Origin of the sequence: Paenarthrobacter sp. UW852 (assembly GCF_024608385.1) — a bacterium.
Taxonomy (GTDB): Bacteria; Actinomycetota; Actinomycetes; order Actinomycetales; family Micrococcaceae; genus Arthrobacter.
In genome coordinates this window covers 304,387-331,317 of record NZ_JAMSGY010000005.1, presented here as the reverse complement: position 1 = coordinate 331,317, position 26,931 = coordinate 304,387, and the positions used below count along the sequence as shown (strand labels likewise).

Genomic DNA, 26,931 nt, shown 5'->3' with positions numbered 1-26,931 from the left:
ACCGGCCGCACAAAGCAAACCAGAACCGGGCCTCCCCCACCGCAACAGGAGCGCATGAAAGCACTACCGAAACCGGCAATTTGAAGGGAGTTTGTCACCATCATTTCCGCATCAGCGGCGGCGACTCACATAACTTTACACGCGCCCCGCCCCCTAACCAAATCCACCCTCACACCACCCAAAAACCCCGCAGACAAACGGAAAACAACCCCATCAACACCCCCAAGCCCGCGCAATTCCCCGCAAGACCTCCCCGTGAAGCCCGTCACACCACCCAGCCACCCCAACAACACCCGAAGACACCAACCCCACCCACCGCCGTCGAACACCCCACCAAACCACCGGAACGTGAGAGAGCGTCCGGCCCGAAACCGGCGGAAGCTGAGAGAGCGTCCCGTGCATGCGCAGCGAGGAATTGGCCCCACGCCGAGCACCGCCCGGAAACCGGAAACGCTCCCCCACCTAAGTGAGAGAGCGTTTGCTGGAATGGGCCGGTAAGTGAATGGGCGTCGGCCCCAAACAGGCGGAACGTGAGAGAGCGTTAGTGGCCCCCGTGGCCGCCGGCGCCTTCGGTCTTGCGCATCATGGCACCCAGGACTACCGCGGCCAGGGCTATGACGGTCGCAGCCAGGAAAGCTGCGTGCATGCCGGCCACCAGGCCGGACGATGCGGCCACCACGGAGTAGATGGAGACCAGCAACGCTGTTCCTGCCGCGCCGGAAACCTGTTGCGCGGTGCTGATGATCGCCGAACCGTGCGAGTAGAGGTGCGGCGGCAACGGGTTCAGGCCTGTGGTGAACGCCGGAGTGAACAGCATGGCAAGGCCAAGGCTCAGGGTGACGTGCAGGGCAATAACCCAGCCAAGCGGGCTGCCTTCGTCCAAGCGGGAGAACTGCCACAGGGTCAGGACCATGAGCACCGAACCGGAGACGGTGAGCGGCAGGGGACCTACCTTGTCGAAAATCCGTCCGATGACCGGACCCAGCAAGCCCATGGCCAAACCACCCGGCAGCAGTGCCAGGCCGGTCTCCAGCGGCTGCAGGTGCAGGGTGTTCTGCAAGTACAGCGGCAACAGGATCACGCCACCGAAAAGCGCCATCATGGCGACGACCATCAACAGCGTCGACACGGTGAACATGCGGAACTTGAAGGCGCGGAGGTCCAGCAGCGGCGAGTCCGACTTCTGGAGCTTGAGCTGCCGGAAGACGAACAGCGCCAAGCAGAGGAGGCCAACTACCAAGGCGATGACAGGTACAACTCCGGCGTCAGCACCACCGATCTGGCTCAGTCCGTACACGAGCCCACCGAAGGCAGGCACGGTGAGTATCACGGAGAAGACGTCCAAGGTGGTCTTTCCACGCTCGCCCACGTTGGTGAGGTACTTGGCACCGATCGCGAAGGCAGCCAAAGCGACCGGCAGCACGAACACGAACATGAAGCGCCACGAGAAGTTATCCAGGATGATTCCGGAGACAGTGGGCCCCATGGCCGGAGCCACCGAAATGGCAATGCTGACGTTACCCATGACGGCACCACGCTTGGCCATGGGGACCAACGTCAGGATGGTGGTCATCAGCAGCGGCAGCATGATGGCCGTCCCACCTGCCTGGACGATCCGCGCCAGCAGGAGCACAAGGAATCCCGGCGCCAAAGCGGCCAGCAAGGTGCCTCCACTGAACAGACCCATAGCCAGCATGAACGCCCCACGCGTACTCATCCGCTGCAGGATGAAACCGGTGGTGGGAATGACTACGGCCATGGTCAGCATGAAGCCAGTGGCGAGCCACTGCACCGTGGAGGCGCTCACCTGGAGATCCGTCATGAGGCGTTGCAGGGCGACGTTCATAATGGTCTCGTTGAGGATCACGACGAACGTGGCCACCAACAAGGTCACAATGACGGTCACCGACTCACGGGACATCTTTCCAGACGCTGGGGCCTGGGCTCCAGGGGCCTGGGGGCGCGAAGCCTCCGTAGTGGCACCGCCGGTGGGCGCGCCGGATTCGGGCTTGCCGCTGGCGTCGGACGAGACGTCGGTAGACATGAGGATTCCCCAAGGTTTGGTTTTTGGTGGCCGGCGATCTATGCCGGTGAAGACAAGAACAGTCTAAGCGCCCACCGAATTCCCGTCAGTAGGAAATTTCCAAACGCTAGGAAAACAATGGTGCGTTATCGATAAGCCGCACCGGACCTACCTTGGCTGCGATGATCGCCAACCCCTCGCCCCGGAACGGGGTCTCTTTGCAGTTTTCCGCCAGCGGTTCCAGCGTGGAAGGGTCAACGACGTCGAAATAGTCCAGTTCCACGAGTGGCTGGGATGCAACGAGTTCGACGGCGGAGTCCAGGTCCAGCGGTTCGTGGGCGTTCGCCCGGGACTCAATGAGGCGCAGTGCCCGCGAAAGCACCAGTGCAGCGTCGTGCTCTTCATCCGACAGGAAACGGTTCCGGCTCGACAATGCCAGGCCGTCCTCACTGCGGACGATGGGCACCGGGACGATCTCCACAGGGAAGTTCAGGTCCGAAACCATGCGCTTCACCAAGGCCAACTGCTGCGCGTCCTTCTGGCCAAAGTAAGCCCGGTAGGCCGCCGTCGTGCCGTCCGCTGAAGCACCTCCGGGGAGCCCGTAGTGCAGCAGTTTGGCCACCACAGTGAGGGCGCCGTCGAAGTGGCCGGGGCGTGAGGCGCCTTCCCACTTGTCGCCAAGCGGGCCGGCAGTAACGCGAACCAGTGGCTGGCCGCCCGGGTACACCTCGTCAACTGACGGCGCGAAGACCAGGTCAACGCCTTCCGCATCCAGCAGTGCCATGTCGGCCTCGAGCGTGCGCGGGTAGCGGTCGAGGTCGACGGCGTCACCGAACTGCAGCGGGTTCACGAAGATCGTGGCAACCACGACGTCGTTCTCGGCGACGGCGGTCCGGGCGAGGGCGGCGTGGCCGGCGTGGAGGGCGCCCATGGTAGGTACCAGTCCCTGGGAATTCCCGTTTTTGGCAGCCAGGATCCTGGCACTTTCGGCGCGAAGCTGGGCCGCGGTGGTGACGAGTTTGATGGCCATGCTGTTCAGTTTCCTTCCAACGCCCCGGGCTCCTCGCCCAAAGCCTTGCTGATCTCGTTGAGTTGTTCCGGCCGCAGCAATCCGCGGTTCACTGCCCGGCGCGCGGTGGCCTGCGCCATGGCCTGGTAGGCGGCCAGGACATCGCCGCCTGCGCCGCCGTCGTATTCCCTAAGTGCTTGGGCGTGCGCGGAAACGGTGCCTGCATCCCCACGGGCCACCGGACCCGTCAACGCGGATTCACCGGAGGCAAGGGCGTTCTCCAGCGTCGCCCGCAGCAACGGGCCCAGCATGGACTCCGGGGCCTCGACGCCGATCTCCCGCAGCATTTGCGACGCCTGCGCCACCAACGTCACCATGTGGTTGGAGCTGTGCGCAAGGGATGCGTGATAGAGCGTCCGGTCACCTTCGGCGATAACCACCGGCTCGGCACCCATCTCCACAACCAGCGCCTGGGCGATGGGCAGCATGGGGGCATCCGCGGTCACGCCGAACGTGCAATCCATGAGGCGGGCCAGGTCCAGGCTCATGCCCGTGAAGGTCATGGCGGGGTGGAGGGCCAGCGGAATCGCGCCGGCCGCGCGGACCGGGTTCAGGATTCCGACGCCGAACCGGCCCGAGGTGTGAGCCACCAGTTGGCCGGGCTGCCAGGCGCCAAGCTTCGCCAGTCCCCCCACCAGCTCACCCAGGGCATCGTCCGGGACGGCAAGCAGCACCAGTTCCGAGCGCTCCACGATGTCCTGGATTTCCAGGATCGGGACACCCGGAAGCAGGTTGTCGGCCCGTTCGCGGCTCGCCTCGGACACCGCGGAAACCCCGACGACGGCGTGCTCGGCCGCGCGCAAGGCCGCACCCAGCACGGCGCCCACTTTCCCGGCGCCAATGATCCCGACTCCGAGTCGTCCTGGCCTAGCCATCCTGGCGGTCCTCCTGTTGTTGTAGTGACGGGGAACTTTGTGGTTGCGACGTCACAGCAGCTGCGACTTCCGGGGCCTGCGGGGCTACCTGCGCCAGCCATTGTTCGCTGGTTTGCCGTTTCCGTGCTTCCCGGGCCCGCGCCGCCTGGTGGTCAAACAAGGCGACGGCCTGCTCTACCCCGGCTTGGAAAACCCTGGGCGAAACGGGTCCGGCCGTGGTGTGGAGCACCAGGTCGGCCACCCGGAAGCGCCGGGCCAAGGGGCCTTGATGCAGCGCCATCGACTGTGTCCGCTGATGCGGAACAACCACCAGTGTGCGCCACCACCGGCCGGAGCGGATCAACAAGGCAGTCCTGGTGGCGAAGAAACCGTTGCGCCGCCAACCCAGTGGGGCCAGCAAACGTGCCCGCCGCGGGGTTACCACGAAGCCGTCATCGCTTGGGGCAGCCGACCGTGCGCCCCGGGCGAGACCCGTCAAACCAGCAGTGAACACCTTCTCGGGATCGTCCACGCCGGGATCAGGCAGCACCAACGACATCATCCGCATGACGTCAGCCTTCAGCCCAACAGGCAACAACATGGTCCGCCCAGCACCTTCTGTGCCCGCGGCTCCATAGCCGGCCACATTGACGTGCATCCGGTACCAGCCAAAAATCCTCCAGATTGGCGGCTGTGCAACCATCAGGGCCTGGATGCGCCCGGGCGGCAGCGTCTGCGCCTGGGTGTCCAGCAGTCCATACCGAAGCCGAATACCGTCCGGCGAGATCGCAGCAGTGAAGTTGTAGCCCTTGTTGAACGAACTCCAATACGCGGCCCCGATACCCAGGACGGCAGGGATCAACGCCAGGAAAATCGCCTGGTTGTCCATGAGGACGGAAACGCCCACCACCGCGGCCGCACCAAGCAGGATACCCACGGTCTGCTCACTCAAAAGCAGCGAACCGATGAGCCGCCCTGGGGGTACTGACAGCACCACATGCTCGGGTGCTTCCGGCACTTCCTCCCCGGCGGCCTCCGGACCACTGACCACGCCCGCAGCCCGCGCGAGGATGGTTGCGCGCAGCTGCTTGGCCTGGTCAACCGGAAGGTAAGCCAGCCGCACAGCCGACTCCCCGGCGTCGGCGACCTCGAACTTAAGTTCGGCGAGGCCGAAGATCCTCGCCAGGAGCGGCTGGACGATGTCGATGGCCTGGACACGGTCCAGGCGGGCCTGTCGTTGCTGTTTGAAAAGGAAACCGGTGTTCACCCGGACATAGCCCTCAGCCACTTGGAAGCGCGTGAAGTACCAGCTGAGGATAAAACCGCCAACGGTCAGCAGCAGGAGTACAGCTCCGCCGGCAAGCAGCCACGGGGCCCGGCTGTTGAGGGTGGGATCCACGAATTCCCGGCCCTGCAGGACGCGCTCGAAAGCGTCGCGGCCAAAGAAATATCCGACGGCGGCCAGCGCTACCCAGCCGCGGACGAACGGCGACGCCGGGTGGACCCGCCGCCAATCGCCGTCGACGGTTTCATCCCGAAGGCTTGCAGCCACGCTTCCCTCCGGGCTCACAGCCCGGCCAGCCGGGCTTCTCCGCGGGCCGACAACTGCTCGCGGAGGCGCGCACCTTCCTCTGCGGGAAGTCCGGGCAGGTGGGCATGGGTACCGGCAGAGGCGGTGTGGAGCTTCAAGGTGCACAACCCCAGGCTGCGCTCGACAGGGCCAACGGCGACATCAACATATTGCATGCGGCCATACGGGACCACCATGGTGCGCTGGAAGAATATGCCGCGCCGAATAAGGAGGTCGTCGTCGCGTTCCGCGTAACCAATGGCACGCACCTGGCGCGGGATCAGGACCAGGCGCCACAATGCCAGGCCCAGCATCACCGCCGGAACCGTGATGGCAAGCCACAGCGGCGGCCAGCGCCACCACCCAAGAAGCACAAAAAGGAGCGGCAAACTGAGGACCACCAACAACACCAGGTTGCCAATGGCCCACTCCACCAAGCGAACCGTGACGTACTTCGGGGAGACCCTGAGCCACTGGACGCCCGGCGGATCAATCGCCGCGGTAGGCATATTCGCCCTCGCCTTTGGTCTCGCCCCTGCGCGTGTCAGGGCCGGGCGTACCGCCCTCGAAATCTTCAGGGGGTATCCGGCAGAACCGCTCAACCACGATCCCCACCACCACCATCGCCACTCCGCCGCCACCCATCAGCAACGCGTTCCAGAGGATGCCCTCGCCACTTCGGAGGCTGACCCTGAGGAGGTCGATCGCGATGCCGGCGTGCCACCCCAGGAGAAGAGTCCCGGCATACGCGCAAGCCTGGGCCAGGATCAACGTCCTCGCAGCCAGGATCGGGTTCAGCATGTTCTTCTTCTTGCCGTTCCGCCAGCGCAGCACCCGGATACCCATGATCAGGGTGAGCCCGGCGATAACGCCCATGGTGATCAGGGCAGATTCAGGAAGGACCGGCGTCGCCATGCTGAAACGGTTCGTGGCAACCGTAGCCAACCAGGCAATGACGGCAGCCACCACGGCGATCAGCAGAAGGACCACGGGACGCATTGCTTTCATGGCTACTCCAACGCACCCGTGGCGGGCACACCGGCAACGTCACCAAAGCCGTCAAAACGACGGATATCCGGCATATCGGAGGCGACGGCAGCCAGTTCAGCTACGCTGCGCCCCTCCAGTTGGGCGTGCGGTTCCAACAGCGACCACGGGTACAGCACGAACGCCCGCTCGGCTGCCCGCGGATGCGGGATGGTCAGGATGGGATCTTCGCTGACAAGGTCACCGAAGACAATAATGTCCACGTCCAAGGTCCTGGGACCCCAACGGACCTCGCGGACACGGTGATGCTTCTGTTCCACATCGTGGCAATGCTTAAGGAGTTCCAACGGCGTGAGGGTCGTTTCGACCGCCATGACCATGTTCAGGAAATCGGGTTGGCCCTCCGGTCCGCCAACAGCCTTGGTCTGGACGACCGGAGACACACCCAGCAACCTGACCTCGGGAGGATCCACAAGATCGGCCACTGCGGTGGAGAGGGTATCGTTCCGCTCGCCAAGGTTACTGCCCAGAGCCAGGATGGCCTTGGTGTAGACAGGTGTCATGACCGCTCCCTGTGGACGCTGACAGTGACATCTCCAAAAGGCACCTCGATGGGCGCCTTGGGCTTGTGGACTGTGATGTCGACGGCGGCCACACTGTAGTTCGCCAGGATGCCCTCGGCGATCCTGACAGCCAGGGCCTCGATCAGGTTCAGCGGCTCACCCTCGATGTGCTTGGTGATCAGCTCGGCAACTTCGCCATAATGCGCCGTGTACTGCAGGTCATCGGTCTGGGCAGCCTTGGTGAAGTCCGTGTGCAGCACTGCGTCCACCACGAACGGCTGGCCGTCACGGCGTTCGAAATCGAACACCCCGTGATAACCGACGGCGGTGACGCCGGTCAGCGTGATCCTGTCCACAGCATTGTCCAATCAGCGGGCGATACGGGCGGCGACCTTGACGGCGTCAAGGCTGGGACCGACGTCGTGAACGCGGACAGCCCAGGCGCCCTTGGTGGCGCTCAAAGCGGTAATGGCCGCCGTCGCGGCGTCACGTTCAAGAGGCGCAGCCGACTTGCCCGAAACAGTCAGGAGCGAACCGAGGAACCGCTTGCGGGAAGCAGCCACCATCACCTTGTGGCCGAGGCCAAAAAGCTTGTCGAGGTTCTTGAGGATCTCCCAGTTCTGGTCCTCGTTCTTGGAAAAACCAACGCCCGGATCGATGATGATCTGCTCCGGGGCAACGCCCGCTGCGTACAACTTGTCGCGGACACCGCTGAGCTCCGCCACGACATCGTCAACGACGTTGTCATAGTCCGTGAGACTGTCCATGGTCAGCGCATCACCGCGGCGGTGCGTGAGGATATAGGGAACCTTGGTGCGGGCCACGAGTTCAGGCATGTCGGGTTCGATGGTCAGGCCGGACACATCGTTGATGATCGCCGCGCCGGCCTCCACGGCAGCCGCGGCGGTGGACGTGTGCATCGTGTCGATGCTGACCAACGCGCCCGCTTTGACGAGCGCCTGGATCACCGGGATAACCCGGCGCTGTTCTTCTTCGGGGGAAACGGGCTCCGCGCCGGAGCGCGTGGATTCTCCACCGACGTCGATGATGTCGGCGCCCGCGTAGAACATACGCAAACCGAGGGCGATGGCCGTATCAGGCGTCCGGTGGGCGCCGCCGTCGCTGAAGGAATCCGGGGTGACGTTGAGGATTCCCATGACAAGCGTGCGGTCCTTTGGCAGGTCCTCGAACCTGGCCGCGGGTCGCGGCTTACGGAGAACCGGCAACGGGCTTGTGGCCGGGCCGGTTCCGGGTGCTGCAGCGAGGGAGTCCATAATGCTTACCTTCCGAGTATGAGGCTCATGGCCTCGGCGCGGGTGGCCGGGTCATGGAGCTGACCGCGCACCGCGCTGGTGACGGTCTTCGCGCCGGGCTTGCGGATGCCGCGCATGGACATGCACATGTGCTCGCATTCGACGACGACAATCGCCCCGCGCGGGTTCAGGTGCGTGACAAGGGCCTCAACGATCTGAGTGGTGAGCCGCTCCTGCACCTGGGGACGCCGGGCATAGATATCCACCAACCGCGCCAACTTGCTAAGCCCAGTGACCTTGCCGTCATGTGACGGAATATAACCGACATGCGCGACGCCGTGGAAAGGCACCAGATGGTGTTCACACGTCGAGTAGAAGGGAATGTCCTTCACCAGGACAAGCTCTTCATGGTCGAGGTCGAAGGTGGTGGAAAGGACCTCCTCCGGGTGCTGGTGGAGGCCCGCGAACACCTCGGCGTAGGCCTTGGCCACCCGCTTTGGCGTGTCCTGCAGGCCGCCACGCTCGGGATCTTCCCCAATGGCAAGGAGAATCTCCCGGACCGCCGCTTCAATGCGCGGGCGATCCACTTTTTGGCCGTGCTTGGAGCCCGTGGCAGAACCGTGGGCGGCGGCGAGGTCGTCGTCGTCGTCGAAATGAGTCACAGCAGAAAGCTTAGCCGTGATGCGGGTGGTCGGGGCCGCCGTTGGGATTCGGGGCCTCGAAGGACTCCTGGCTGCTGACGCCCTGGGCATGCGGGGCCACGACGTCCAGGGGCTCGTCCAGACGGGCCTTCTTGGCTTCCTCCTGGGCCTCGCGCTCAGCCTTCTCGGCACGGCTTTCGACCGGCGGGATCGACTGGACCGGGCGGGATTCCTTGGAAAGCCAGATCTCGCGGAAATCACGTTTCCGGATGTCGTGGAAGATCTCCGCGATCTCAGCCTGGTTCAGGGTTTCCCGTTCCAGCAGTTCCAGCGCCAGGCGATCCAGGACGTCGCGGTTTTCGGTGAGGATGGCGTAGGCCTCGTCGTGCGCCTGGTCGATCAGGCGACGGACTTCCTCATCCACCACGTAGGCGATTTGGTCCGAGAAGTTGCGCTCCTGTGCGGCATCGCGTCCGAGGAACGGCTCGCCGCCACCCTGGCCCAGCTTCACGGCACCAACGCGTTCGCTCATGCCGTACTGCGTGACCATCTTCCGGGCCGTGGACGTGGCCTTCTCAATGTCGTTGGAAGCACCAGTGGAGGGGTCGTGGAACACGATTTCCTCAGCAACACGGCCGCCCATGGCGTAGGCCATCTGGTCCAGTAGTTCGTTACGGGTAACCGAGTACTTGTCGTCCTCGGGGATGACCATGGTGTAGCCGAGGGCGCGACCACGGGGAAGGATGGTGATCTTGGTGACCGGGGCCGAGTTGCGCAGTGCCGCAGCAACCAGCGCGTGGCCACCCTCGTGGTACGCGGTGATCTTGCGCTCAAGTTCCTTCATGACGCGGCTTCGCTTCTGCGGGCCGGCCATGACGCGGTCGATTGCCTCGTCCAAGGCGCGGTCGTCAATCAGGTTGGCGTTTGAACGCGCGGTCAGCAGTGCAGCCTCGTTGAGCACGTTTGCCAGGTCAGCACCGGTGTAGCCGGGGGTCTTCTTGGCAACAGCCCGGAGATCGATGCCCTGCGCCATCGGCTTACCCTTGGCGTGCACGTTGAGGATCTGTTCGCGGCCGATCATGTCCGGGGCTTCCACGGTGATCTGGCGGTCGAAACGGCCCGGGCGCAACAAGGCCGGGTCCAGGACGTCCGGACGGTTGGTGGCGGCGATCAGGATGACGTTGGTCTTGACGTCGAAGCCGTCCATCTCCACGAGGAGCTGGTTAAGCGTCTGCTCGCGCTCGTCATTACCGCCGCCGATACCGGCGCCACGGTGACGGCCCACGGCATCGATTTCATCGACGAAGATGATGGCCGGAGAGCTTGCCTTGGCCTGCTCAAAAAGGTCGCGGACACGGGAAGCACCAACACCGACGAACATTTCCACGAAGTCCGAGCCGGAAATGGAGAAGAAAGGAACACCGGCTTCGCCGGCAACAGCACGGGCCAGCAGGGTCTTACCTGTACCTGGAGGGCCGTAGAGCAGCACACCCTTGGGGATCTTGGCGCCGACTGCCTGGAACTTAGCGGGTTCCTGGAGGAATTCCTTGATTTCCTGGAGTTCCTCGACGGCCTCGTCGGCACCAGCAACGTCGGCGAAAGTCACCTGCGGCATGTCCTTGTTGACCAGTTTGGCCTTGGACTTACCGAACTGCATGACCTTGGAACCGCCACCCTGCATGCGCGAAAGCAGGAACCAGAACAGGACGCCCAGCAGCAGCACCGGGATGAGAAGCGAGAACAGCCCGGAGAACCAGTTGTTCTCGACCGGCTGGTCCGTGAAGCCCTTGTCCGGGTTGGCGTTGGTAACAGCCTTCACCACATCAGGACCGCGATCCGTGACATAGAAGAACTGGACATTCTTGCCCTTGTCCTGGCCATCCAGGTTCAGGTTGTCCTTGAGTACCAGGTCAACGCGATTCTCGGCGTCGAAAATCTTGGCCTGCTCAACCTTCCCGCTCTGGGAAAGGAGCTCGAGGCCTTCCTTGGTGTCAATGCGCGTTGAACCGCCCGGAGCCAGTGTCGCGAATGCCACCAGGAGCAAGCCAACAACGACAACAATCCAGATGCCCGGGCCCTTGAAGAAACTCTTAGCTTTCATCTGATCGGGGTTTTGCCCCGTCCCTCCTGGTAGTGCTGCAAGGCGCAACTTCTGCGCGCGAGTGGTGCTGCTTCAGTTTCAAGCTATACACCGTTCCCAGTAATTCACGCACTGGAAAGTCCAAAAGTTCCCTCTGGGCGTACACAGGATACTCGCGTCCAAGGCGGCGCGACAGGCTTTTTGGCTACCGCAGCACGGGAGCGGCCTGCGGGGCGCACCCTTTTGCGCCTCCCGCCCCCGTAACACCTGGGGCGCTGGGCGGAACGGGACGCGTCGTGAGCCACACTCGGGTGCGCAAGGCGCGAAGGGGTGCGTCGCCAAGCACCCGTCGTTATCCACATACGCGTTGTCGCCGCTCGTGGGTCCGTGGCTGCAATGAAAGCGTTGGGCTCATGGCAGCCTACGAGTTGATTCTCTCTTCAGATGTGGCGCGGATCGGACAAGACCCCCGGCTCCTCGCCAAGCGCTGCAAACGCGGCGAGGTGGTCCGCGTTCGCAGGGGCGCTTACGTTCCCGCTGCTTACTGGGCCGGCCTGAACAACCGCCAGCGCCACGGACTTCAAGCGGCAGCACTGGTCAATACAACATTGATGCCGCCCACCTTCAACCTGCAAACGGCCGCACTCCTCTGGGGGCTGGGCTTGGTGGGGACACCAAGCCGACTGTGCACCGTCACGCCGGACCCGAGGGGAGGACGATCGAAGCACGGCATCCAAAGAACCCTCGGATCCTTGGATGATGGGGTGACGCAGTTGGGTGGCTTTCGCGTCACGGATAAGGTCCGGACAACCGTTGAACTGGCGTCGAGATTGAACTTCGCTGAAGCCTTGGCGGTGGTGGACACCAGCCGACGGATACACACGACGGGGGACTCCGTGGACGCCGGCGACTGTGATAAGGACAAAGCATGGGGTCCAGCGTCAAGCGCAGAAGACTTGCGGGCCGCTGCTTCCGGGCTTGCTCACCGGACGGGACAACGACGTGTGGCCGGAGTTCTCGAACTATCAACAGACAAGTCCGAATCCGTGGGCGAATCCATCAGCCGGGCGCAGATGATTCTGCTCAACTTCCCCGAACCCAAACTCCAGGGCTCGTTCACGTTGAGGAACGGACGAACCGCGCGAACCGACTTTTGGTGGCCGGAACTCGACCTCGTGGGTGAGTTCGACGGTCAGGGAAAATACCTGCGCAGCAAGTTGCGGGGCCAACAAACCATTCAGCAAGCAGTGATGGCCGAAAAGGCCCGTGAGAACGCGCTGCGGGCCCTCGGCCTGACCGTCATTCGCTGGGACTGGACGGAAATGATGAATCCTCGAACCTTCGCCCGGATCTTGAATGATGGTGGGCTGAGATCCCGGCGGGCGGCGTAAGTGGCTCCCTAACCGCTGACGGCGCCAACCGGCAGCACCAGCAAGTAGCCCGTGGGCAACTGACTGCTCCAACGCCGTGGCTCACGGACCACGAACTGGGTGGCCAATTGCGCAGGACTGACCAGGCTATTGGGTTCCGGGGATGGCCCCCACTGACCGGAACCGTACGGATACAACGGATCCAGAACACGAACCCCCGTGACCGAGAAGTCAGCGAAGACCCGAGGATCCCCCATGGATTCGAAACCGCTCATCACCCAGGCATGCCGGCCACTCCACATCACTAAGCCCACGGGTCGGCCGGTTTCGGTGATCGCCTTGGCCGCGGTCCGGAGTGCGTCATCGTAAAGGGCTACGCTCACCACTTTGTAAGGACCCATTCCAACCTCAGTGAGTACCTGCGCCCAGCCAAAGGGGTTGGCCCCGTTGAACGAATCCGATGATCTCGCCCTGGCCATTTCCCACAGCTCTCCTTGCTGCGCAGAAGCAGTCCATGCGCCACCGCCCGTGGCATCCACCAGGTTGTGAGCCATCTGGATGCTTGCCGCAACGCACCATTCGAACGTGTACTGCGGCACGAAATCGCCCTCCTGGTACAGGTTGAGGGCAAACGGCTGGGGTACGGCGGGCGGGGCCGGGATTGTGGTCGGGAGCGGCGATGACGGTGCGGGCGCGGCCTGCGGCTGGGTTGTTGTCTGCGAATCGCCCGGGAGCGGCGATGACGGTGCGGGCCCGCCCTGCGGCTGGGTTGCCGTGATGGATGCCTGCGGCCGAGCGGAGACGATTTCCCCGGCACCGGAAGAAGGAGTGCATCCCGTAAGGATGGTCGCCACGACGACGAGCCAAAGGAATGGACGGGCGGGGGCACCGGTCATATCTCAGTTTAGCTCCGCGCAGGGCAGCCATCCGAGGGCGGAAACAGCTCAATCATGCGCCCTTTGCCGCCCGTCGCCCCCGTTAAGCGCACACGCCGCACCCTTTGCCGCCCAGCGCACCAGTGGTTGTGGGTGCGGAAAGCGGCAAGTGGTGCGGCGGCGGAGAGCGGCGGTGAGAAGTGGTGCGGCGCGGTGTTGTCTACTCGTAGACGTGCGGGGCCAGCGTGCCGACGAAGTCCAGGTTGCGGTACTTTTCGGCGTAGTCGAGGCCGTAGCCCACGACGAATTCGTTGGGGATGTCGTAGCCGACGTACTTGACGTCGATTTCCACCTTGGCGGCGGTCGGCTTGCGGAATGCCGTGCAGATCTCGACGCTGGCCGTGCCGCGGGATTCGAGGTTGGACTTGAGCCAGGAAAGGGTCAGGCCGGAATCGATGATGTCCTCGACGATCAGGACATCCTTGCCCATCAGGTCAGTGTCCAGGTCCTTGAGGATCCGGACCACGCCGGAGGACTGCGTTCCCGAACCGTACGAAGAGACGGCCATCCAGTCCATGCTGACGTGGCTGTGCAGCGCGCGTGCCAGGTCAGCCATGACCATCACCGCACCCTTGAGGACGCCGACGACGAGGATGTCGCGGCCTTCGTAGTCCTTGTCGATCTGCGCCGCGAGTTCCGCGATGCGTGTCTGGATCTGCTCTTTGGTGTAAAGAACGTGCTTGAGATCTGCCTGGACGTCGTTTGAATCCACCAATGGCTCCTGTTTTGATGCTCGGGTGCGGCTACTGTTGGGACGGTTTCTGATGCCGGAATACTAGCTTCCCACAGCGGGCGGCATCGCGGGGACCGGCTTCGGCCGAATCCGGGCCCGCGGAGGTGGTCGCGGCCCCCGGAGCGGCAGCCGCAGAACCTGGAAGGCCCCGCCGCTCCTGTTCCAGATCGCTGAGGGATAAACGGAATACGCTGACGTGCCCGGGGAGTTCCACCGGACCGGCGGATCCCTGCCGGCGAAGCAACGCTTCCGCGGCTTGGAGCCTTCCGTAGCCGGGTTGCTGGCCCCCGACGTCGGACGCAGCTTTGGCGATGACGCGGAACCTCAGGGCCGCCGGCAGTTCCCGGACGGCGTCCTCGGGTAGCCACACGTCCCCATCCTCGCGCCGGACAAGTGAGAGATAGGTCTCGTTGGCCAGGTTCTTCAGGAAATCTGCGTCCTGCTGAAGGATAGCGGCCGTCCGGGCAAGGGACTCGGCCACTCCCGGCCCAAGTTTCTCTTCCAGGACAGGCATGACCTCCACCCGTGTGCGTGAACGGGCATAAGCGGGATCAGCGTTGCTCGGATCATGCCAGGGATCCAGTTCTTCGACCTCGCAGATCTCCAGTGTCTCTTCACGCCGAAGGCCCAGGAAAGGCCGGAGCAGGCGGCCGCGGGAGGGCCGCATTCCTGCCAGGGAACGGGTTCCGGAACCCCGGGCCAGCCCCAGGAGCACCTGTTCTGCCTGGTCGTCCAAGGTGTGGCCCAGGAGGATTGCAGCACAACCGAGGTCGTCGGCGGCGGCGTCGAGGGCTGCGTGTCGGGCGTCCCGGGCAGCGGCCTCGGGCCCAAATCCGGTGGCAGCGACGTCCACGGTGCGCACTTCCACCGGCGCGAGCCCCAGCTCACGCAACGCCGATGCGGTCCGGGCAGCGACGTCAGCTGAGTCGGGTTGTAACTGGTGGTCAACCACCACCGCTGCTACGGACACCGGACGGCCATCCACGTGTCCGCGCCGGGCAAAGTAGGCAGCGACCGCTGCGAGCGCGAGCGAATCCGGTCCGCCGCTGCATGCGACGAGCACACGCTCGGGGTAGCCGACAGCGGCAAGTGCGTTTTGCAACTGCTTCCGCGCCTTGCCGACGACCGGCGCCAGACGCCCTGGCCGCCGTCGCCCCCTACCAGGGCTGGCAACCGGAGGGTCGCCCGCCGTGTCAGCAGAGGCGGCCAATTCATGGGAAAAGCTCAAAGCCCCATCCGCTCCAGCCACAGCTTGGAGTTATGGATTTCCTCTTCGGTGGGAAGATGTTCGGCCGCGTCCCAGACCCTGTTGAAGCCCTCCATCCCGGCCACGGCAACAACTTCGCGGACGAACTTGGCGCCGTCCGTGTATTGCCGCATCTTGGCGTCCAGGCCGAGGAGGTTGCGGATGAACTTCTCCACCACGCCACGTTCCTTGCCGCGGTCGTTGAAGCGTTGGCGGATGGTCCGCACGGACGGAACGATGCTGGCGTCCACGGCGTCCATCACCACGTTGGCGTGACCCTCGAGGAGGCTCATCACGGCGGTGATGTGGGACAGGGAGGCCTTTTCCTCGGGGTTCTGGAGCAGGTCCAGGATGGCCCCACGGCCGGGCACTTTGTCTGAGGGACTGCGATCCTTAAGCGATTTGGCGATGGCCCCGGCCCGGTCCACCAGGGAGTCCATGTTCCCCAGCAGGTTGCCGCTGAGCTTTTCGATCTCATCCAGCATGTGATGCCTGAGCCACGGCGCCGCGGCAAACTGTACGCGGTGGGTTTGCTCATGGAGGCAGACCCAGAGCCGGAAATCGTCGGGGTGGACGTTGAGTTCGCGCTCCACGGAGATGATGTTGGGTGCCACCAACAGGAGCCGGCCGCCCGGAGGAACGTTGGCGCCCGGGGCAAGGGCCGCGAAGGGGTCGTATTGCCCCAGGACCTTGCTGGAGAGGAATGCGAGGACGGCCCCAAGCTGCGTGCCGGTGATGGCGCCACTGGCGGCTGCGGCTGCAGGGGTCATGGCCACGCTGCTGCGGCTCTCCAGCATCTTTTGCAGCGCGGGCTGGAGCATCACGGCGAAGCTCTGCGTGTTGGCCTTGGACCAGGAGGCACGGTCCACCACCAGGACGTGGGAGTCCCTCAGGTCCCTCGCAGCGTCCAGGCCGGTGATGTCGTGCACGTGGGGGACGGAGATGTCCGCGTTGAAACGCAGGTTATCCACCGCCTTGCCAATCTCCCCTGCGCTGAGCTCAGGACCTGGAGGGGCAAGCCGGCCAGCCGTAGAGGCAGCCAGGTCCCAGTTGATCAGGGACTGGGCCCCTGCTGACGAATCGCGGGCAGATGACACCATACGGACCATCACACCACACGCGGCTGACAATGAGCCCTTAAGTTCGCTGGACGCGGAGCTTCAGCCGCGGCAGCCGCACGAAGCCAGGCCTGACGCTGCCCGGTCCATGGCCACCTTGTTTCCGGCGGCACCCGGTTCGAGCCCGTTACCGATGAACGAGAACACCAGCAGGCGCCCATCCGCATCCACCACGTACCCACTCAGGGCGATCACGGAATTCAGCGTCCCGGTCTTGGCGCGGACCAGGCCAGCACCAACGGCCGTGCTGGCGTCCACGTACCTGTTATCCAGGGTGCCGGTCAGCCCTGCGATCGGGAAGCCGTCCAGTGCCGCCCTGAGGGAAAGATCCGGGCCGCTGGTGATTGCACGGACGACCTGGACGAACTGCAGGGCGCTGACTTGGTTTTCCAGGGCAAGGCCGGATACGTCAGCCAACTGCATCGAATCCGTGGCGATTCCCAGCTCCGCCAGCCTTTGCCGCACGGCCGCGGTGGCGCCGTCGTACGTGGTTTCCTTGCCGGACGCGGCTGCGGTCATCCGCCCCAAGGCCTCGGCGAGGAAATTATCCGAGGTCTCCAGCATGAGGTCCACCTGCTCGCTGACAGTGGCCGACTCAGCTGCGGCCAGCACCTTGGTGGGCACGCCCCTGCCGCGTTCGACGCCGGGACTCACCGCGACGCCGGCAGCGGCCAGCTGCTCGGCGAAGGCCTGGGCGGTGGTGACAGCGGAATCCTGTGGACGGGGCCCGGTCATCACGGTTGGCGAGTATCGGCCCGAATTCAACGCGAGCGGAAAGAGGGGTGCGGTCTCGCCGGCGGCGACGTCGTCCAGGCTCCAGGCCGGGTTAAGGGGTGCGCCGCTGAACAGGGTGTCGTCCACCTGGACGGTGACGGGCCCCTTGACTCCGGCGGCCGTCAACGCGGTGGCCGTATCTGCGGCCAGGGATGCCAGGCCGGCCCGGCCCAACACGGCGTTGGGATCGGAGGCGGAAGCACCCAGCAGCACGTCCCCTCCCCCAGTCAGTACAACCGTGGAGGGATTTGCGGATCCCAGTACCCGCGTGGTGAAGCGCGTGTCCGGGCCGAGTGCCTTTAGTGCTGAGACGGCGGTCAGCAGCTTCATGTTCGACGCCGGGATCCGGTTGGCTGACGCATCACGGTCAAAGAGGACTTTGCCGGTGGAAGCGTCCATGACCACCCCGCTGATGCTGCCCGCGCCGTCCGGTTTCAACGTTGCATCGAGGAGTGCCGTGACTTCGGCGGACGTCGGGAGCGGGGCGTTTGCGTCCAAGGGAAGGACCCCGCTGGCGTTGGAAAGATGGGAGGGTTCCAGCTGCCAGGCGGGCACTGAGGCTTCTGGTTTGGGCAGTGAAAGCAGCCCGGGCATCATCCCGGCCACCACAACGGCACCGAGGCACAGAAGAACTGAGGCCAAAAGCACCGGCCATTTCAAGCGCCCCCACGCCGCGGATAACCCCGCGCGGGCATCCCCGTTTTTAACGCCCATCATGGAAGTTGCTTGATCCTGTCAGTCCTGAATTGTCCCCGCCGGTTCAAGAAACCCGGGCCTCTCGCTATATCCTCAATAGTAGTCGGCGGCACCGGCTGCAATTTTGCCTGCCGCCAGCCCCGGGCTGAGCAGCCTGCCTGAGGCACCGTCACCCGTGACGGCCGCTTCGGCGGAGCGACGCCCCACCCACACCCGTCAAGGAGCATTCCATGAAGCACGACGTGACCATCGAGATCCCCAAGGGATCGCGCGTCAAGTACGAAGTTGACCACGAAACCGGCCGTGTCCGCCTGGACCGCGTCCTGTTCACCTCCATGCAGTACCCCACGCACTACGGTTTCTTCGAGAACACCCTGGGCGAAGACGGCGATCCGTTGGACGCACTGGTGCTCCTGCAGGACTTCGACCTCCACCCGGGCGTCATCGTTGAGTCCCGCCCGATCGGCGTCTTCAACATGACCGACGACGGCGGCGGAGACGCCAAGGTCCTCTGCGTCCCGGTTGACGCACGCTTCGACCACATCCAGGAAGTCAGCGACGTCAGCGAGTTCCTGATCAAGGAAATCGAGCACTTCTTCACGCGCTACAAGGACCTGGAGCCCGGCAAGTGGGTCAAGGCCGAGGGCTGGGGCGACCGCGCCGCTGCCGAAGCCGAGCTGGAAGCTTCCATCAAGCGTTACGTTCCGGCTGCGGGACACTGATTTTTGCGTTTTTAACGTACGACGGCGGTTGGTGCGGTTCCCCGTGAACCCCACCGGCCGCCGTCGTTCTTTAACGAATGGATGGGCACCGCTCCCCATCGCGGCATGCCGTTGGTCCCTTTAGGCTGGGACGAGACTTTTCACTGCATGTAAACAGGGGGTACCTCATGGCTGGGTTCTACGGTGCGGACATCGCACAGCTTCGCAGTCTGGCAGGCGTCATGGGCAAAGCTGCCGACGCCATCAGCCTGCAAGGCACGCAATTGTCCAATGCCATCAACTCCACGACGGCGTGGCAGGGCAGGGACGCCACAGTGTTCAAGGGCGAGTGGAACAGCCAGCACCGGCAGAGCCTGATGAAGGCCGCAAACATGCTGCGCGAAAACGCGAGCCAGCTGAAGAAGCACGCCAACCAGCAGGAATTCGCCAGCCACAACGACGGCTCCGGTACGTCTGTGGGAGTCCTGAAGGACGTCTACGACAGCGGCATGGGCGTCAAGGACCTGGCAGCCCAGCTCTGGACGGCCTACAAGTACGGCAAGCTGGGCCACGCGGAATGGGTCAAGACGCGCGAAGTCCTCACCAACTGGCGTGCCGGCGGAACCGTTGTCCGCGATGCCCTTACGGCGTTGCGCAATGGCGAGAAAGTCACCGACGTCCTCACGGACCTCAAAGCCAACATCCCTTACAGCCAGGCGTTCCAGGACGCGAGCAAGTTCTCCAAAGGCCTTCGCGTGGCGGGCGCCCTGGCCGCACCGCTGAACATCGTGGGCGGCATCAGCGACATGATCAACCCCGAGCACGACGGCTGGCGCGGTACCGGCGACCGGGTTGCCGGAGGCCTGTCCGTGGTGGGCGGAGTGGGCAGCATCATGCTCATGACCGCCGGCGGCGCTGCGCTTCTTGGACCCATCGGTGCCCCGATCGTGATCGGGGCCGGAATCGTTGCCGGAGCCTGGGCGCTGGGCAACCTCGTAGCGGACAACTGGGACTCCATCTCCAACTTCGCGCGGAACCCCGGCAGCTATATAGCCGACGGCGCCAAGGAGGTGGCGGGTTTCGCCAAGGACGTAGGCAGTAAGGTGGCAGACGGGGTCGGTAATGCCGCCAAGTCAGTTGGAAACTTTGTCGGAGGGATATTCGGATGACCACCAGCACCATGAAATGGACCCAGCGGGACATTGAGGCCGCCGCCAAGGTACTGGCATCAGCCACTGCCACGGGAACGCCGCTGCCCACGTTGACCGACGAAGAAGTGGTGGCCCTGGACGGCGTCCAGCATGAGCAACTGGTGGCCACGCCCTGGCTCTCTGCCCAGGATGCCAACAAGGAACTGATGTGTGCCATCGCTTTGCGCGGGCTGCTGGCGAAGGAGCTCGTGTACCCGGTGATTTTTGAGGGCGAGACTGAGCCCTCCCGTCTCCACGCAACAGAGGACATCACCGGCGCCCTGACCCTGCGGCGCAGCGGCAGCAGCGTGATCTCCATTGAGCGCACCGTATCCACCGGCAAGCGCTGGCTGTACGGGTACCTCCATGACGACGGCGCCCTCCTCGAAGAAGTGGATGAAGGCGGACTCCACGGCTTCACCGCCGTGACCCGCGAACAGCTGGTGCCCCGGTTGGCCGAATTCGTGGACCCGGAGAAGGCAGCCCAGCGCGACACCGCCCCGACCGTGTACACGGAACCCCAGTTCGAGGAGCACGCGGCCACCGCACTTGCAGACACCCAGGCTGCCAGCAACGTGGTGGCATTCAACGCCGACACAGACGAGTTTCCCACCGTTACCGTCTACACGGGCCCGTCGGGCGTCCATGTCCTGACACCCCGGGTCACGGGTGAGACCGTCACCCTTGAGCTGAAGGAAACGTCCCAGGCATCCCTGGCCAGCGTCCTCGGCGGGCTCGCCGGACTGGCCTGACGATTCCTCCCCACGCTGCCTACCGCCGTCGAGCCGAAAGCCCCTCATGAGCAATCCGAAGTCCACCACCGCCACCGGACTGGTTGACGCGGCCAACGGCCGTGCCGTCCGGCGCCACACCGACACCGGGGCGTCCTTCGTCAAAGCCTCGGGGACCGCGCATTTCTGGGGCCGGGTCCTGGATGCGATCGTTTTCCTGGTGGGGTACTCCGTGCTGGCGGTCATTGCTGCCGTAGTGCGTCAATCCATGATGAACAGCGGCTCCGCCCTGGGCTACAACAACGGCGCCTGGCTGACCATCTACGTGGTTCTGTGGTTCGTTGGCCTGTTCGTCTACGGCATGATCTGGGGAACCGTGGGAAGCGTCGGCGACGCCGCTGCCGGTATGCGCTCCGTGCGGATCAAGGACGGAACGACGGCGGGCGCCTGGTTGGGTGGTTGGCGGGCCATTTGCTGGTCCTTCTTCCCGTTCTTCGTGGTGATGGTCATCGCCGCAGCCTTCAGTGGCGGATCGGGCGACACCTGGGATCCCAAGTTCGCCGCCATCGACCGTCGCTCCGGCCTGTCCCAAGGAATGCCGCCAATCCCGGACCCCAAAGCTGCCGCCGCCCAAAAAGCCGCAGCCGCGGAACAGGAAGGCCTCCCCAACCTTTACGGCCAGCGGCCGGATGCGCGGCCGTAACTGGCTGGTCCGCCGCGTCGAGCGGCGGCTGGAACCCCAGCTTGGGCGGCTCCGCTACGTAGCTTCTTCCCGGCGCATCTTCTGGAAGGTCCTTGTTCCCTGCCTGGTGGTGGGGTTCGTGTTCGGGGCCATCGCTGAGTTCGTCAGCCCCATCCGCTCCACGCGGGAGGCCGGCCACTTCAACGATCCCCTCTTCTATGTCCTCACCAGCATCCTCACCGGGCTTGTGCTCTGGTCCATGACGTTGCTGGGCAGCTTCCGAAAGCTCTTGGTGTTCGACGGCGGGATAGTCGCCAAATACTCGCAAAAACACACCCTGCTGCTGTTCCCCTGGGCTGACATAGCTCCCGCGTCCCTCAAAGTGGTGACCACCCTGGACGGCACTGATCCGGAGCGGCGCCTGGTGGCGAAGCAGAAGGTTTCGCTGGGAGCCGGCGGAGTCAACGCATTGGTGTTCCGGGCGCGCGAAACCTTCTGGGTGTTCGCCACCAACGAAGACCTGGAAGCCATGGTGGGCGCGGTCCACACCTGTTTGCGCCAGGCCGGAATACCCGGCGCCGGCCTTGCAGCGGCGGGCGCGCTTCCCGCCGTCGTGCTGACCGAACGCACCGCACTGGGCTAGCCGGAAGCGCCGCTCCGGACAAAGTAATAGGCAGATTTTCCCCTTGCAGAGCCGCTACCAGCCGGTAGCATGTGATCCACTATGTTCACTCTCACCATCAACCAACGCGACAGCCGCCGCGACGGCGACCTTGTGCCCCAGTTGCTCAAGGACCTTCGCCACATTCCGGCGCGGTTGGATTTCGACCGTTCGGTGGAGGATGAAGTGCAGGGCATTGTCGAGTCCAGCCATCAGGCGGTGGAGACGGCGTTGATCGCCCTCCGGTCCAGCCAGTGGTACGTGGGGATCGGGGTGGGGCCGATCAACGAGCCGTTGCCCAACCTGGTCCGGGATGCTTCCGGGCATGGGCTCGTCTATGCCCGACGGGCTGTGGACCGTTTGCGTAACGGCAAGGAACGCATTCCGGTGGCCGTTGATGGCCCCCTTACAGCCCTGGCATCCGAAGCCGAGGCTGTGTTGCGGCTCCTCGGACACATCGTGCAGCACCGAAGCGCCGCGGAATGGCGTGTGCTGGACCTGTTGACGCCCGGGGTACGCGGCCAGCAGAAGACGGTTGCGCAGGAACTTGGCATCTCGACCCAGGCGGTCAGCAAGACGCTGGCCCGCGCGCAGTGGGCCGAAGAGCATGCAGCCCGCCCGGCCGCCGCACGTTTGCTGCAAATGATCCTGGAAGTGCGCTGACGCACCCCTTAAAGCAGAACTGAGTGACAGCTAACGCCCTTCAGAACGGTCAGAAGGGCGTTTGCTGTCACTCAGTTGGGTGAGCCTGCCGGTTACTGGTTGCTGATGTTGTCCTTTGCTGCTGTGGCGCGGTCCTGAACGTCGGCGGCCGCGGCCTGCCCTTCGTCCTTGACGTTTGCCGCTGCTTCGGTGGCGCTGTCCTTGACGTTCTGCATCGCGTCCTGGGCAGGTTCCTTGAGGTGCTCGGCCACTTCCTGCGCAGCGTGGCTCAATTCGTCGGTGAGCGGCTGGGCCGCGTCCTTAAGGGCGTGGGCGGCTTCGCGTTCCTTCTCCGACGGCGGGAACAGCGCTGACACCAGGAGGCCTGCACCGAAGGCGATGAGCCCCGCGGCGATCGGGCTGCCTTGGGCCTTGCTCTTCAGCACGTGCGGTGCGTCGCCCAGATCCGAGACGGCACCGGAGACATTGTCAGCGACGCCTGAAACGGCGTCCCCGGCCCGGTGCGCGACGTTGCCTGCAGCATCAGAGACGTCGTCGCGGGCACCGAACACGGCTGTCTTCATCCTGTCCACCCGGCGGTTGACGATGTGCGACGGGGTGACCTTATCCGCCACGGCGTCAACGTTGGTGCTCAGCCGCCGGCGAGTTTCTTCGATATCGGCGCGAAGGGCGTCGGGGTTCTGCGTCATCGTGTCTCCTCAGTGTTCGGTTTCAAAGCGGGGGGTATTTCCTTGACGGTTTCGGCCGTACGCGGCATGCCGTTGATGGTCTTCAGTTCCTTGCGGCCCATGGAGGCCAGCACGGCAGCGACGATTCCCCAGATAACCGCCACAACAACGGCGGACCATCCGAGGCCAATGAGCTGGCCCAAAGCCCACCAGAGGGCAATGGACAGGAAAAGTACGGTGATGTGGCCGGCGTAAGCTGCACCGCCCAGCATTCCCGCGCCCTTGCCAGCCTTGGTGGCGGACTCCTTGAGTTCCGCCTTGGCCAGCTCCACTTCCTGACGCATCAACGTGGAAACGTCGCGCGTCAGGTCGCTCAACAGCTCGCCCAGGGGAAGGGTTTCAGCCTTCTCGTGCGCGGTTGTTGTGGGAGGCAGGTCGGCAGGACTACTCATCGGTGACCTCCGTACTGGGGATCGTCGGGGCGCTCAAGGCCGTCGGGATCAAGGGGGCCAGCCAGCGGGTCGCCCTGCGCCTTGACGCCGCCAGCGTCGGTCTCCGGGTAGGGAAGTGTGGATCCGTCGTAGCCGCCCGTGGTTCCAGCGTCGTATCCGGTGGTTCCGGCGTCGTATCCGGTGGTGGTGGCCGAACCGTATCCCGCGGTGGTAGTGGTGGGTCCCGGCAGGTCAACGGCCGGCGGGGTAACGGCGCCGCCCTGGGAGGGCACGCCCTGGGTGGGGTAATACGCAGCCCGCGGCGTCCCGGCAGCAGCAGTGCCGCTGGTTGAGGCGGATTCGGTGGCGTCCCCTGCCATGCCACGACCCAGACGACCGGCGAGGACACCGGCTCCGGCGGCCAGCAACAGGAAGGTTCCGGGCTTGCGGCGTGCGAAGCCCTTGACTTCGTCCAGCAGGGAACCGGGATCCCGGCTCTCCAGCCAGTGGGCAATCGAGGACGAACGCTGGGCCGCCTGCTGGACCAAGTCCGTGGCGACACCACCGTTATTCGTCGAATTGGCCATGGTGGACAGTTCGTCGGAGATGGAGCGCAGGCCTTCGGCAACACGCTGCTGCTGGGCCTGTGCTTGGTCGGTCAGCTCGCCCTTGGTCTGGGTGAGCAGTTGCCGGGCGTTCACCTTGACCTCCTGGGCCACGTGGCCAGCCTCGGTCTTGGCGGTATCGACCACGCCACCGGCAGCGTCGCCGACGGTGCTGGCCACTCCTGCGGCTTCATGCTTTGCAGCGTCAACCTTGCCGGAGCTGTCAGTTCCGGTGCCCGGAGCGCTGGTGGTGGTTCCTGCGGTGTCGAATTCCACGTCCGGCGAGTCCAGGTAGCTTCCGGTAAACGGTTCGGTACCCGCGGTGCCGCCGTTCCTTGGTGCCGCGAAGCTTCCGTCCTGCGGCGATTGGCTCTCAGTCATTGTCGCTCTCTTTCCACAGTTGGCAGGCTGCGGACAGCAGCCGGGATAGTAAGTATCGTTACTATCAATGGTTGTGTACCCGCTTGCCGCTGTTCTAATCGCGCAATTTTGAAAAGATGGTCGCATCACATGCAGCATGATCCCGCTCGACACTTCCAGGAATACCTGCGAACGTTGGACCGATGAGCCACATGCCCTACAGGCGGCGGCTGATCCCCGCGCTTCGGAAAACAATCACCAGGCACCGGCTCCTGTTCGCTGCCAAAACAGCGGTTGCAGCAGGTCTTGCCTGGTGGCTTGCCCCCTACATGCCCGGTCCTGCCGCGGCCTACCCCTACTACGCACCGTTGGGCGCACTGGTCAGCATGCACCCCACCGTGGCGGACTCCGCCAAACACGGGTTGCAGAGCCTCGCCGGGCTGGTCCTAGGGATCGGCATGGCTTTCGTTGTCACTTCCTTTGCCGAACCCAACTCCTTCTCTGTGGCATTGGTGGTAGGGCTGGGAGTGCTGATCGGAGGACTTCCACGCCTGGGATCGGGTTCGGACTGGATCCCCATGGCTGCACTGTTCGTGCTGGTGCTGGGCGGCTCGAACGCAGAGGGCTTCTCCTTCGGGTACGTCCTCCAAATGGCCCTGGGGGTGACGGTGGGATTCGCCGTGAACTGGTTGGTGATTCCCCCGCTGCACCTGGACGCGATCGACCCCGCCATCAGTGGGCACCAGGGCGCCCTCTCCCGGCAGCTCAAGGACATGGCCCGGGCCATGGAGGAATCGTGGCCACCCAACCATGAAGCGTGGGCCAGCAGGAGTGACGAGCTTTCCCTGACGGCCGCCGAAGTCCGGACTGCTGTCCACCAAGCCGAGCTGAGTGCCAAGGCGAACCCACGCTCTCGCCGCTTGGCAACCCGTTTGCCTGGGGACCTGGCTGGTTTACGGACACTCGAACGGCTCACGTTCCACGTGCAGGACATCACCGACGTCCTTGCGAGCGCCATCTGGGAGAGGGACGCGGGGACGGTCATCCCCGACGCCGTGGTGGGCTACCTTTCGGACGCATTGGAGTCCACGGCCCTGGTCATTGACCATTGGCGGGACGGCGAATCGGATGAACTCGGCACTCTGTTGACGGAGGCGAAGGACTCGATATCCGCGCTGAGCGATGCAGTGGCCGAGGCCGCCGCGGGACAGTCACCGGTGAACGCACCGGCGTCGGTGGCCATGAGCCTGCGGCGGATCCTCACCGTGGTGTTGTCCGCCGAGTAAGTCAGCGGGGCTTGAGCGGCGGTGACGCTTTCCGACCCTTCCCCGTCCCCAGCCCGTCCAGCATTTCGGCCAGGGATTCCAGCGATGAATGCTTCGGCGACCAACCCAGCAGCCTGCGTGCGCGTCCCGTGTCCATGATGGGCGCGTTCGCGGCCATGTCCACCCAGCCGCCGTCGGTCGCCTGGAAGCGGAGCCGCCAACTGACCTCGACGACGGCGCGCAGCACCGGGAGCGGGAACGGCAGCAGCCGCCGGGCGTTGAAGGTCCACGCCAGGGCATTGGGGTCGATGACAGGCTCTGTGGCGATATTGAAGGCACCCTCCGCCCTACGCTCGAGGACACGCCAGTAGGCGTCGGCGACGTCGGACGCATGCACCGCCTGGAACACCAGTTCCTCGGGCAGGGCCAGCACGGGGAACCACGGTTTGGGAGGCACCAAGCGTGACAGGATCCGGCCCAGGAAGTACCGCCCTACCTCGCTCCCGGCTCCTGCACTGAAGGTCAATGCCGGACGAAGCCGGGCCACCACAATCTCCGGATTGTCCTTGGCGAAATCGTCCAACAGCCGCTCCTGCGCAGCCTTATCCACACTGTAGTGCGACTTCGGAATCCCCGCCGCGGGCCAGCCCTCCTGGGTTCGCTGGTCCTTGGGAGCAGGCGAGTAAGCTCCCACCGAGGACGCACACACGATGTGCCGAACCCCGGCTTTCCGTGCCGCAGCCAAAACATGGGCCGTTCCGGCCACGTTGGTTTGCCGGAGCATTTCCCGGTGGTGGTTTGGCTGGATCAACCAGGCAAGGTGCACCACGGCATCCGCTCCGGACAATGCAGCATCCAAGGCCGGCTGGTCCACGGCGGCGCCGATGTCCAAGGTGCGCCAGTCGACGCCGCGGTACGGGGCAGCGTCCTGGTCAGGGTGGCGGCGGACCACGCCCACCAGTTCAAGATCGGCGCCTTCCTCGGAACGGGCCGCTTGTAGCCGCTTCAGGACTTCCGTACCGACGTGTCCGGTGGCTCCAGTGATCACAATGCGCATGGCGG

Annotated in this window: 28 protein-coding genes; 8 read left to right on the top strand and 20 right to left on the bottom strand. The window is 64.5% G+C overall.

The annotated features are described in order from the left end of the window. Positions 1-541 precede the first annotated feature (541 nt). From NEK97_RS11620 to ftsH, 11 genes are all read right to left on the bottom strand, one after another. The gene (locus NEK97_RS11620) at positions 542-2,044 is read right to left on the bottom strand and encodes a DHA2 family efflux MFS transporter permease subunit (RefSeq protein ID WP_257370069.1); all 1,503 of its coding nucleotides are present in this window, start codon (positions 2,042-2,044) and stop codon (positions 542-544) included. 106 nt (positions 2,045-2,150) lie between these two features. Then, positions 2,151-3,053 (bottom strand): pantoate--beta-alanine ligase, encoded by a 903-nt coding sequence (gene panC / locus NEK97_RS11615; RefSeq protein WP_257370068.1) that lies wholly within the window; start codon positions 3,051-3,053, stop codon positions 2,151-2,153. Between the two features lie 5 nt (positions 3,054-3,058). Beyond that, positions 3,059-3,967, bottom strand: coding sequence for a Rossmann-like and DUF2520 domain-containing protein (locus tag NEK97_RS11610; RefSeq protein ID WP_257370067.1), 909 nt, complete (start codon positions 3,965-3,967; stop codon positions 3,059-3,061). Then, positions 3,960-5,498, bottom strand: coding sequence for a PH domain-containing protein (locus NEK97_RS11605; protein ID WP_257370066.1), 1,539 nt, complete (start codon positions 5,496-5,498; stop codon positions 3,960-3,962). Before NEK97_RS11605 ends, NEK97_RS11610 begins: the two co-directional genes overlap by 8 nt. A gap of 14 nt (positions 5,499-5,512) precedes the next feature. Further along, on the bottom strand, positions 5,513-6,025 hold the full coding sequence (locus NEK97_RS11600) for a PH domain-containing protein (RefSeq protein ID WP_257370065.1): 513 nt from the start codon (positions 6,023-6,025) through the stop codon (positions 5,513-5,515). Beyond that, complete coding sequence (locus tag NEK97_RS11595) at positions 6,006-6,524, bottom strand: DUF3180 domain-containing protein (RefSeq protein WP_235517962.1); 519 nt, start codon at positions 6,522-6,524, stop codon at positions 6,006-6,008. Before NEK97_RS11595 ends, NEK97_RS11600 begins: the two co-directional genes overlap by 20 nt. Before the next feature lie 2 nt (positions 6,525-6,526). Continuing rightward, the gene (gene folK / locus NEK97_RS11590) at positions 6,527-7,066 is read right to left on the bottom strand and encodes a 2-amino-4-hydroxy-6-hydroxymethyldihydropteridine diphosphokinase (RefSeq protein ID WP_235517963.1); all 540 of its coding nucleotides are present in this window, start codon (positions 7,064-7,066) and stop codon (positions 6,527-6,529) included. After that, positions 7,063-7,422 carry a dihydroneopterin aldolase gene (folB, locus tag NEK97_RS11585; RefSeq protein WP_257370064.1) on the bottom strand — a complete coding sequence of 120 codons (360 nt, stop codon included), beginning with the start codon at positions 7,420-7,422 and terminating at the stop codon, positions 7,063-7,065. Before folB ends, folK begins: the two co-directional genes overlap by 4 nt. Before the next feature lie 12 nt (positions 7,423-7,434). After that, entirely contained in the window at positions 7,435-8,340 is a 906-nt protein-coding gene (gene folP, locus NEK97_RS11580) for a dihydropteroate synthase (protein ID WP_257370063.1), read from the bottom strand. A 5-nt stretch (positions 8,341-8,345) separates the two neighbouring features. Continuing rightward, positions 8,346-8,981 carry a GTP cyclohydrolase I FolE gene (gene folE, locus NEK97_RS11575; RefSeq protein WP_235517967.1) on the bottom strand — a complete coding sequence of 212 codons (636 nt, stop codon included), beginning with the start codon at positions 8,979-8,981 and terminating at the stop codon, positions 8,346-8,348. A 10-nt stretch (positions 8,982-8,991) separates the two neighbouring features. Beyond that, positions 8,992-11,061: an ATP-dependent zinc metalloprotease FtsH gene (gene ftsH / locus NEK97_RS11570; protein WP_235517968.1), complete on the bottom strand. Its 2,070-nt coding sequence runs from the start codon at positions 11,059-11,061 to the stop codon at positions 8,992-8,994. A 392-nt stretch (positions 11,062-11,453) separates the two neighbouring features. Here ftsH and NEK97_RS11565 point away from each other — a divergent pair, with 392 nt between their 5' ends. Beyond that, on the top strand, positions 11,454-12,431 hold the full coding sequence (locus NEK97_RS11565; RefSeq protein WP_257370062.1) for a type IV toxin-antitoxin system AbiEi family antitoxin domain-containing protein: 978 nt from the start codon (positions 11,454-11,456) through the stop codon (positions 12,429-12,431). A gap of 8 nt (positions 12,432-12,439) precedes the next feature. On the opposite strand, the gene NEK97_RS11560 is transcribed toward NEK97_RS11565, so the two are convergent. From NEK97_RS11560 to dacB, 5 genes are all read right to left on the bottom strand, one after another. Then, positions 12,440-13,306, bottom strand: a complete 867-nt coding sequence (locus NEK97_RS11560) for a hypothetical protein (RefSeq protein WP_257370061.1) — start codon at positions 13,304-13,306, stop codon at positions 12,440-12,442. Between the two features lie 199 nt (positions 13,307-13,505). Then, a complete protein-coding gene (gene hpt / locus NEK97_RS11555) occupies positions 13,506-14,057 on the bottom strand; it encodes a hypoxanthine phosphoribosyltransferase (RefSeq protein ID WP_026540856.1) in 552 nt (183 codons plus the stop codon). A 31-nt stretch (positions 14,058-14,088) separates the two neighbouring features. After that, positions 14,089-15,180, bottom strand: coding sequence for a tRNA lysidine(34) synthetase TilS (tilS, locus tag NEK97_RS11550; protein ID WP_257370060.1), 1,092 nt, complete (start codon positions 15,178-15,180; stop codon positions 14,089-14,091). A 122-nt stretch (positions 15,181-15,302) separates the two neighbouring features. Continuing rightward, positions 15,303-16,424 carry a zinc-dependent metalloprotease gene (locus NEK97_RS11545; RefSeq protein ID WP_257370059.1) on the bottom strand — a complete coding sequence of 374 codons (1,122 nt, stop codon included), beginning with the start codon at positions 16,422-16,424 and terminating at the stop codon, positions 15,303-15,305. Positions 16,425-16,484: 60 nt separating this feature from the next. Further along, positions 16,485-17,930, bottom strand: coding sequence for a D-alanyl-D-alanine carboxypeptidase/D-alanyl-D-alanine-endopeptidase (gene dacB, locus NEK97_RS11540; protein ID WP_257370081.1), 1,446 nt, complete (start codon positions 17,928-17,930; stop codon positions 16,485-16,487). Between the two features lie 212 nt (positions 17,931-18,142). On the opposite strand from dacB, the gene NEK97_RS11535 reads away from it, so the two are divergent. The 6 genes from NEK97_RS11535 to NEK97_RS11510 all read left to right on the top strand — a co-directional run bounded on the left by NEK97_RS11535 (position 18,143) and on the right by NEK97_RS11510 (position 22,540). Continuing rightward, positions 18,143-18,634: an inorganic diphosphatase gene (locus NEK97_RS11535; protein WP_039239147.1), complete on the top strand. Its 492-nt coding sequence runs from the start codon at positions 18,143-18,145 to the stop codon at positions 18,632-18,634. Positions 18,635-18,801: 167 nt separating this feature from the next. Next, a complete protein-coding gene (locus NEK97_RS11530) occupies positions 18,802-19,782 on the top strand; it encodes a hypothetical protein (RefSeq protein WP_257370058.1) in 981 nt (326 codons plus the stop codon). Continuing rightward, complete coding sequence (locus NEK97_RS11525; RefSeq protein ID WP_257370057.1) at positions 19,779-20,555, top strand: hypothetical protein; 777 nt, start codon at positions 19,779-19,781, stop codon at positions 20,553-20,555. Before NEK97_RS11530 ends, NEK97_RS11525 begins: the two co-directional genes overlap by 4 nt. A gap of 46 nt (positions 20,556-20,601) precedes the next feature. Then, on the top strand, positions 20,602-21,237 hold the full coding sequence (locus tag NEK97_RS11520; protein ID WP_257370056.1) for an RDD family protein: 636 nt from the start codon (positions 20,602-20,604) through the stop codon (positions 21,235-21,237). Beyond that, positions 21,224-21,859: a hypothetical protein gene (locus NEK97_RS11515; RefSeq protein ID WP_257370055.1), complete on the top strand. Its 636-nt coding sequence runs from the start codon at positions 21,224-21,226 to the stop codon at positions 21,857-21,859. The genes NEK97_RS11520 and NEK97_RS11515 overlap by 14 nt, the downstream gene beginning before the upstream one ends. Before the next feature lie 81 nt (positions 21,860-21,940). Continuing rightward, positions 21,941-22,540, top strand: a complete 600-nt coding sequence (locus tag NEK97_RS11510; protein WP_211710431.1) for a hypothetical protein — start codon at positions 21,941-21,943, stop codon at positions 22,538-22,540. A 92-nt stretch (positions 22,541-22,632) separates the two neighbouring features. Here NEK97_RS11510 and NEK97_RS11505 read toward each other — a convergent pair whose 3' ends face one another. Genes NEK97_RS11505 through NEK97_RS11495 form a run of 3 tightly spaced genes read right to left on the bottom strand, consistent with a single transcriptional unit; the run spans position 22,633 to position 24,625 of the window. Continuing rightward, positions 22,633-23,229: a DUF3618 domain-containing protein gene (locus NEK97_RS11505; protein ID WP_257370054.1), complete on the bottom strand. Its 597-nt coding sequence runs from the start codon at positions 23,227-23,229 to the stop codon at positions 22,633-22,635. Continuing rightward, positions 23,226-23,660 carry a phage holin family protein gene (locus tag NEK97_RS11500; protein ID WP_257370053.1) on the bottom strand — a complete coding sequence of 145 codons (435 nt, stop codon included), beginning with the start codon at positions 23,658-23,660 and terminating at the stop codon, positions 23,226-23,228. The genes NEK97_RS11505 and NEK97_RS11500 overlap by 4 nt, the downstream gene beginning before the upstream one ends. Beyond that, positions 23,657-24,625, bottom strand: a complete 969-nt coding sequence (locus tag NEK97_RS11495) for a hypothetical protein (protein ID WP_257370052.1) — start codon at positions 24,623-24,625, stop codon at positions 23,657-23,659. Before NEK97_RS11495 ends, NEK97_RS11500 begins: the two co-directional genes overlap by 4 nt. Before the next feature lie 182 nt (positions 24,626-24,807). Here NEK97_RS11495 and NEK97_RS11490 point away from each other — a divergent pair, with 182 nt between their 5' ends. Continuing rightward, positions 24,808-25,890 carry an aromatic acid exporter family protein gene (locus NEK97_RS11490; protein WP_257370051.1) on the top strand — a complete coding sequence of 361 codons (1,083 nt, stop codon included), beginning with the start codon at positions 24,808-24,810 and terminating at the stop codon, positions 25,888-25,890. 1 nt (position 25,891) lies between these two features. On the opposite strand, the gene NEK97_RS11485 is transcribed toward NEK97_RS11490, so the two are convergent. Then, on the bottom strand, positions 25,892-26,926 hold the full coding sequence (locus tag NEK97_RS11485) for an NAD-dependent epimerase/dehydratase family protein (protein ID WP_257370050.1): 1,035 nt from the start codon (positions 26,924-26,926) through the stop codon (positions 25,892-25,894). Positions 26,927-26,931 lie beyond the last annotated feature (5 nt).